This window comes from Desulfobacter latus (assembly GCF_013389365.1).
GTDB classification, from domain to species: domain Bacteria; phylum Desulfobacterota; class Desulfobacteria; order Desulfobacterales; family Desulfobacteraceae; genus Desulfobacter; species Desulfobacter latus.
The window spans coordinates 1-7,028 of sequence record NZ_JACADJ010000112.1 but is presented as its reverse complement, the minus strand read 5'-3'; the positions used below and the strand labels follow the sequence as shown (position 1 = coordinate 7,028).

The 7,028-nt window shown below is 43.8% G+C and carries 4 protein-coding genes and 1 tRNA gene; 1 reads left to right on the top strand and 4 read right to left on the bottom strand.

The features are described from left to right. Positions 1-410: 410 nt before the first annotated feature. Positions 411-710: a helix-turn-helix domain-containing protein gene (locus tag HXW94_RS20465; protein ID WP_425484226.1), complete on the bottom strand. Its 300-nt coding sequence runs from the start codon at positions 708-710 to the stop codon at positions 411-413. A gap of 79 nt (positions 711-789) precedes the next feature. On the opposite strand from HXW94_RS20465, the gene HXW94_RS17765 reads away from it, so the two are divergent. After that, positions 790-865: transfer RNA gene (locus HXW94_RS17765), tRNA-His, on the top strand. A 69-nt stretch (positions 866-934) separates the two neighbouring features. Here the strand turns inward: HXW94_RS17765 and HXW94_RS17760 are convergent. Genes HXW94_RS17760 through HXW94_RS17750 form a run of 3 tightly spaced genes read right to left on the bottom strand, consistent with a single transcriptional unit; the run spans position 935 to position 6,580 of the window. After that, positions 935-1,771 (bottom strand): cytidylate kinase family protein, encoded by an 837-nt coding sequence (locus HXW94_RS17760; protein ID WP_178368235.1) that lies wholly within the window; start codon positions 1,769-1,771, stop codon positions 935-937. A gap of 35 nt (positions 1,772-1,806) precedes the next feature. Further along, complete coding sequence (locus HXW94_RS17755; protein ID WP_178368234.1) at positions 1,807-5,319, bottom strand: YhaN family protein; 3,513 nt, start codon at positions 5,317-5,319, stop codon at positions 1,807-1,809. Continuing rightward, complete coding sequence (locus HXW94_RS17750; RefSeq protein WP_178368233.1) at positions 5,309-6,580, bottom strand: metallophosphoesterase family protein; 1,272 nt, start codon at positions 6,578-6,580, stop codon at positions 5,309-5,311. Before HXW94_RS17750 ends, HXW94_RS17755 begins: the two co-directional genes overlap by 11 nt. Positions 6,581-7,028 lie beyond the last annotated feature (448 nt).

Below are 7,028 nucleotides of genomic sequence, written 5' to 3'. Positions count from 1 at the left end.
TCTACGGAATTTTAAGCCTGTGGAGAGGAAATGAGACCTAAGCAGTTTGTTCGGGCACACTCTATGAAGCAGGAATTTCTCATCATTCATACTCGACGGGTAAGAATGAGTAAGAAGAAAGGAACAGAGAGAGAGTTGTTTGGTTCTTGGATTCGCTCACCACACACCCATCCATATCGTTTGTGGTTGGCGAGGGGAACAACTTTGTGCTCACGCACCCGCTTCCCCCCTCGTCAAACCGGACGTGCGGATTTCCCGCATCCGGCTTTCCCTTAGATTTCTTCAATTTGTCTTTAACAATTCTGCATCTCTTAATGCCGCTCACAACATGTTCTACTCTGATCCTTATTCTTGAAATACCGCCGTTTATGATTTTCTGCTCATGAGTCAAATTTTTACCTCTTGGTTTTTTAGTTAGCTGGTTGCAAAATTAGAACATCTGCAGGGGAAAAGCCTTGAAAACCAGTATCCTGCAATAGAGTACTACCTTTCGGCAAAAGGTAGTGAATCCATAAATTTGCTTTCGATTGAGAAATGCCAAACAGTTGACCTTGCACAGTTTGAGTTGGGTATTGCTTCGTATAAATCAAAATAAAGTAAAGTTGATCTGAAGTGCTTGAAAATGGTGAATTCTTGTAAAGCGTTGGCTTGTTAACCCTTTCTTTTCCTTCCTGGGTTTGCTTGGATTCAAGTAGCTCATTTTTAAAAATCGATATAATGTCTAATGAATAGTAAAAAAAATACTTGAAAAAAAAAAGCGGTTCTGATAATTATACAGAGTTTTTCATGGTGGGTGTAGCTCAGTTGGTAGAGCACCAGGTTGTGGCCCTGGTTGCCGCCGGTTCAATCCCGGTCACTCACCCCATAAAGATTGTAAAAGCAGCCGTTCGGCTGCTTTTTTTATTGGTGAATGGCCTGACCCCGGCCGAGTCCTTCATATATTGTGGAAAGGATTGACTGTATGATGGTCATCGGTTCTTTTGTGTATCCCCATAATAATCTCTTTAACTCCGTCAACATTTTCCGCAATGCCTTTTATTTTATCAGAGGCATCTCTTTTAATGTCCGACGGAGCTTCCGGATCGCCGATACTGACAACACCGTCATTGGCTGTGACAATGATTTTCGGAAATGTTTTCACAAGCGCTGCATGAACTTTTGCGGCAAGAAGGGCATCATCAAGAATTTTTTCCGATTCTGGTGTGGTTTCAAAATGGGATTTTCGAACCGTCCGACAGATCAGGTCTGCGGCATCCTCAACTGACAGATTTTTTATATTGATGACCATATCATAAAGTTTACTGTCCCATGTATCAATGCCGTATAATCTCAGCCCCCATTTTCTTCGCTCGTCATCATCTTTTTTCAGAATATAACGTGCTTTTTCTTCGGAAATATTTTCCCGCCTCATTTCTTCTTGCACACGTTCTTCTATATCCGATACAATTCTGATTTTCAGGACATTGGGGAGATTCAGTAAAAAATAGTGCCCTGCCAGTCCATGATAAACAATATTGTCTTTCCGGATATGCTGTAAGAGTGCCTTACGGATATAACTGACATAGCGTTCCCTGCCGTGGGTAAATCTTTCAAGGGCGGACGGCGCATCATGAAGCGCCCTGATCAGTCTGATTTCCGGGATATTGAATTCTTCCGATGCTTCCAGCAGAATATCACGGGAAATACATTCATACCCCAGTTCGGCGGCGACCTTTTCGGCAACTTCTTTTCCGCGACTGTAAGAACCTCTTGAGATGGTGATAACGGACATTGTAATCTCCTTACGTGTAATGTTATTTTATTTTATTAAGAAATCCTGTACTGAAAAATCCTAGCTCGTTCATTGCAGCGATCTGCCAATTCCAGCACCCGTTTATGGTGCGTAAAAAGCAGTACTTGAATGTTTGTTGATAATTGCGCCAGTACTTCCAGGCAGACATGGGTTCGATCATCATCAAACCCGATAAGGATATCATCTATAACAAAGGGCATGGGTTCCTCTTTTTTTATATGCTGCTCAAGCGTAGCCAGGCGCAGGGCAAGATAGAGTTGATCCCGGGACCCGTCACTCATGCCGGCGATGGCCACCTCGTGATCGTCTGGTCGAACACCAAGCAGTATCGGCTTTCCGGAAGCATCCAGCTCATCTCTCAGACCTGTGTAAGACCCCAATGTGAGTTTTGAGAATAATTCACCGGCTCTGCCCAAAACAGGGGCCTGATTTTTTTTTCTGTACTCTTCTATCTGCTGCTCAAGGATGAGTGCGCCGATCTGGAAGCGCAGATAATGTTCAGCGTGCTGGGCGATGTCGGCCAGGTGTGCTTCTGCTTGTGCCGACGCGTTGGCTGCCAATGCCCGCCCATCGTTTTCTTCGATTTCATTTTGAATTGTCCGCCGTTGATCGCGTAAATTGTCCCTTTGGGATTGAAGTTCTTCCAGCGCAATGGCTATTTTTTCAATCTCAGCTTCTATGGCGTCAATGTCACAACTGCTTAACTCTTTTTCCAGCGCCTCAATACTTAATCCGTCACCATTACGATTAAGTTCCTGTTCAAGGGTTTCAATGGTTTTTAATAATTCCCTCTTATTGTCTGACTTTTCAGCGGCCTTGATGAGTGCTTCATCCGTTTCAACCCCGGCTTTCTTTTTTAATTCGATAATTTTTTCCTGTGTATGGCGGATCGTAATATTGACCGCTTTGATTTCCTGCGCTTTTTCATCAAGTTGTTCTTTGAGTTTGACGGCGCTTGCCCGGACTTCGCGGGCCGCGTTTAAATCTCGATGCAATTGAGCCGCAATGGTCACTGCATCTTGGGCGTCTGTTTTTAATTTGATATTTTGGGCAAATTCGTAAACTTTAAGATGAAAGTCTTTTTCAACTTTATCCATGCCGTAAATTCTTTTGCGCAGTTCTTCAGATTGATCGATTTTTTGGAAGAACAATACCAGGCTGTCGAATGTTTCCGTGGCTGTTTCCGGATGCACATCAGGGGTCAGGCTTAATCCCTTTATTGCTTTTTTCCACTCATCGGACCAGGCTGTTAAATCATTTTTAACTGTTTTAAGTTCATCCCGGGTACGCTTTAAGCGAATGTCAGCATCCTTCAAAGAATGTTCGATTTCATTTCGTTTGTCGCGTTCTTTTTGTTCTTGTTCAATTTGCTGTTCACACAATGAAATCAGAGCGTCCAGGCGCTTTCCTTTTGTCCTCTGCAAAGGATCAAATTGGAAGATCTGGGTTGCAATCATTTTTTTTAACTGACCGCACGCGTCAGACAATTTTTCTTTGTCGGCTGAAACAGCCTTTGCGGTTTGTATCTTTTCGATCAGCCTTTCGGCTTTGAACAGCCATTGCTTCATTTCCCGAGGAGTACCGGCAATAATATTCAAAGGCGTCCAAATGTCTGCCCATCTGATATCAAAATCCGTTTGATCCTTTTTCGTCTTTTCGATAACCGTTGACAGATCATTGATTTGAGACGCCATGCCATCAATTTGGGCTTCCAGTTCCGCCCGTTTAACCACCTGGTCTGCATCCAGCCTCAGGCGGTCCGATATATTATCTGCCTGCCTGACTTTTCTCTCATAAACCGTTGTTAAATCAGTGTCTTGTGTATATGTCAAACGCGCGTCACGGATATCCGGGTTTTGGATATATGTTTGTTTTATTAACGCCCATTCCAGGTCTCGCTCTTTTCTGGATGCCTCCAGGTCAGCAATTTGGGGGACGTCTTCCCTTAACAGTAACGCGTTTAACTCCTGTTGAGCCTGTTTCTTTTCTTCTTCAGTTTCTTGTTTTTTCCGGAATGCCGTTTTAAATCTTTCCGTCAGTTCATCGTTTTCTTTTTCAAACCGGTCTATGGTTTCAGAAACCGGAAGAACCACAGATAACAATGCCTCTGCAGTGCCATGGTAGTTCCCCAGCCTTGCAAATTCATTTTGCCAGGCTGCGTTTTGCTGTGCGGCCTGAAGTTTAATATCATCCAGGCGTTGTTCAATGTCCCCTGCTTTGTGTACTGAGGCAATTGAGGCTTTTAACTGCAGTAAATCAATTTTACTTTGTGATATATCTTCAAATCTATTTTTAAGTAATTGTTGTTCGTCCTGAAGATTTTTTAACTGGGTTTTTAACCCTGCTTTTTTTTGTGTCAATAAACTGTGTTTCCGGACCAATCCCGCGATCCATTTTTTATTGTTGAGAAGGGGCCGGAGTTGATCGGCGTCATCTAACCCCATGTCAGGCCGGATACCTTTCAACAGCGTTTGGGCATCATTGCGCAACAGACGTCTTTTTCCATCCTGCCGGGGCCGGTCCACAATTGTTTTTTCAACCGCACCAAGATCTTTGTACAGCCTTAAAATCGCATCTTCATTTCTCAGCAGATCATCCCGAATACTTAGGGCGTCGAACTCTTTATTTAAGGCGTCAAATTTGGCTTCCAGACGTTCTTTTGAATTTAATGCCTCCTGAAGCGTTTCACCGGCGGTTCTCTGTTGATCTGCAAAATCTTGCGGCAGCAGCAACACAGTGCCTAATGCTTCGATTTTTGCCAGATAGTTTCGACGTTCGGCCAGGGCGCCCTTGACACGATTGATTCTCTCCAGACGGTTTTTTTGTTTGTTTTTTTCATTGATCTGTTGTTCAACCCCACGGATATCGGCATGTATGTTTGATAAATTTTTTTGCAGGGCTTTCCAGTTGGAAACGGGCAGGGTGGCATCGCGCATTCTCTTCTGCGCGTCTTTATAATCTGAGATGGCCTTGTTTAACAGGGCCTTGGAGCCCCGGGGTTTGAAAATATCCACCGCACTGTTTTGCATGTCCGCCAGGATTTTTCTAAGATTCGCTGTCCCCACCGCAGCACTGAATAGCGCCTGGCCAAGATCCCCGGATTGTTCCAGGAGTTCCTGACCCCCGGCAATTAACCGGCCATGGTCAATCCCCCAGAGTTTCGTAAAAAGGGGTTCATGAATGCCGGCAGGCAGAAACCGTGTGAACCGGCTTTCATCAAAGGGCGCATTGCTTCCATATTGAAGCAGGGTGTCTTTGTTTCCTTTTCTTCTGATAAATTCGATTTTTTCTCCATCTAAAAGCTGTAATTCTCCGCCGATCCGAAGCGTTGGATTTGAATGAAGAAAGTTATCTTTTGTCCTGGTTTCAATGCCGAACAGCCAGCCGACAAGCGCTCTTAATGATGTACTTTTCCCGGCTTCGTTATCACCGTAAATAATATGTAATCCCAGATCACCATCAGACAGGTCTAAAGATTTTTCCGTAAAGTGACCGAAGGCCATGAGGTCCAGGCGGTTAATTCTCATGTTCACCCCCTGTTGAAAGCATCCTGCCGATCAGCATTTTTTTGGCGTCTTGGGTTATTCGCGTGATGGTTTGCGCATTGTTCAGGTCTAATATCGTATCGGTCCCAAACGCTTGTGGGGGAACTTTTTGCCGAAGTTCAGCTATCTTATCCGCCAACCCATCTATTCGATCAATATCATCCGGTGTTGAGATAATCGACTTGAGTAATTTTCCCAGCGCATTGTCATCGGCCAGGGTTGTTTCCAAATCATATTTTCCCTGGGTTTTGTTTTCAACCCGTTCAATCCAAAGGGTGTCGCCTGCGATTTCAGCCCCAAGCGCTTTAATCCGCTGTTCCAGTTTTTCCGGAAACGCAGCCAGTTGATCAGACAGTTTTGTCGCACCGGCCAATTTTATTCTCATGGCAAGGGGCCTGTCCTCTGCCGAGGTTTGTTCTTGTTCGATGGTTTCCCTGATCTTTTCCAGGAGATCCCGACGTTCTTCAATATCGGTCAGATCAATTTCTATTTGCGTCCAGCGCAGAACATCAAGGGGAATGTTTTCAATCTTTTTGACGGTTTCGTCCTCAACCGTGACAACAACACAGCCTTTGGGGCCGCGTTCCCGAATATGACGGCCCTGTATGCACCCGGGAAATATAATAAAAGGGTCTTCAGAAACGATTTGCTGTTTATGGATATGGCCCAATGCCCAGTATTGATAGCCCTTTGAGACAAGATCATCCAGGGAACACGGCGCATAGCCTGCATGTCCTTCCCGGCCATCCAGGCTGGTATGCAGCAGCCCGATATTGAACATGCCTTGTTCCGCTTGACAAAATCCCGCTGCCAGGTTCTCGTAAACCTCCCGGGTTTTGAAACTGCGCCCATGAATGGCAACGGACAACTCTTTCAACTTTACCGTTTCCACTTTTCCGGCAGAAAAAATTTTCATGTTTGAGGGCGTATCCAGGGCTTTGGTCATTCGATTTGCGGCATCATGGTTTCCGGCAACACAAAATACTTGTATATCATGTTGGTTTAAGCGCCCCATCTGCCGGCTCAGGAAAATTCCTGTGCTGTAGTCCTTCCAATCTCCGTCATAGAGATCTCCGGCTAAAAGTACGAACGCCGTTTTTTCTTCTATCGCCAGATCCACCAGATTTTTAAAGGCTCTTCGGCACGCGTCTCTAATGGCATCAACAGGGGCGGACTCATATCTTGACAGCCCGCGTAATGGACTGTCTAAATGAATATCAGCTGCGTGGATGAATTTAAACATTTTGGCTCTTTTATTAACGAAAGTTTTAAAATCTTTGTAGGTTACACATATTTTCTTATAAAAAGTCAACAATATTAAAAATATAAAAAACCCTAAAGTAGTTCATGGCTTTTTTAAAACATCTAGTAAAAGCCTCAGTTGTTTCTTGGTTTTATCCTTGATTGACTGAGGCAAATTTTTATATTTTTTTTGAAACTGAACACTTTTTATTATTCGCAGGTTACAAAATTATATCAAATAGTAATTTAAAGAATTAAACTTACGACTCAAATAGAATTTTTTTATTAAAATGCAAGCACTTTAAATGGCTGAAACCCACAACCTCTATTCCTTATCCTTATAAGTTCATTAAGGGATTCAGGAACTTCTTTTCGAATGATGTTTAATGCACCGTTCAGATCAGCGTTGATTATGCCCTTCGACCATTTGTACAAACCTCTTTTAATTC

Coding starts and splice junctions, on each gene's coding strand:
- HXW94_RS17755 (WP_178368234.1), bottom strand. CDS start 5,319: ATGAGAATTAACCGCCTGGACCTCATGGCCTTCGGTCACTTTACGGAA.
- HXW94_RS17760 (WP_178368235.1), bottom strand. CDS start 1,771: ATGTCCGTTATCACCATCTCAAGAGGTTCTTACAGTCGCGGAAAAGAA.
- HXW94_RS17750 (WP_178368233.1), bottom strand. CDS start 6,580: ATGTTTAAATTCATCCACGCAGCTGATATTCATTTAGACAGTCCATTA.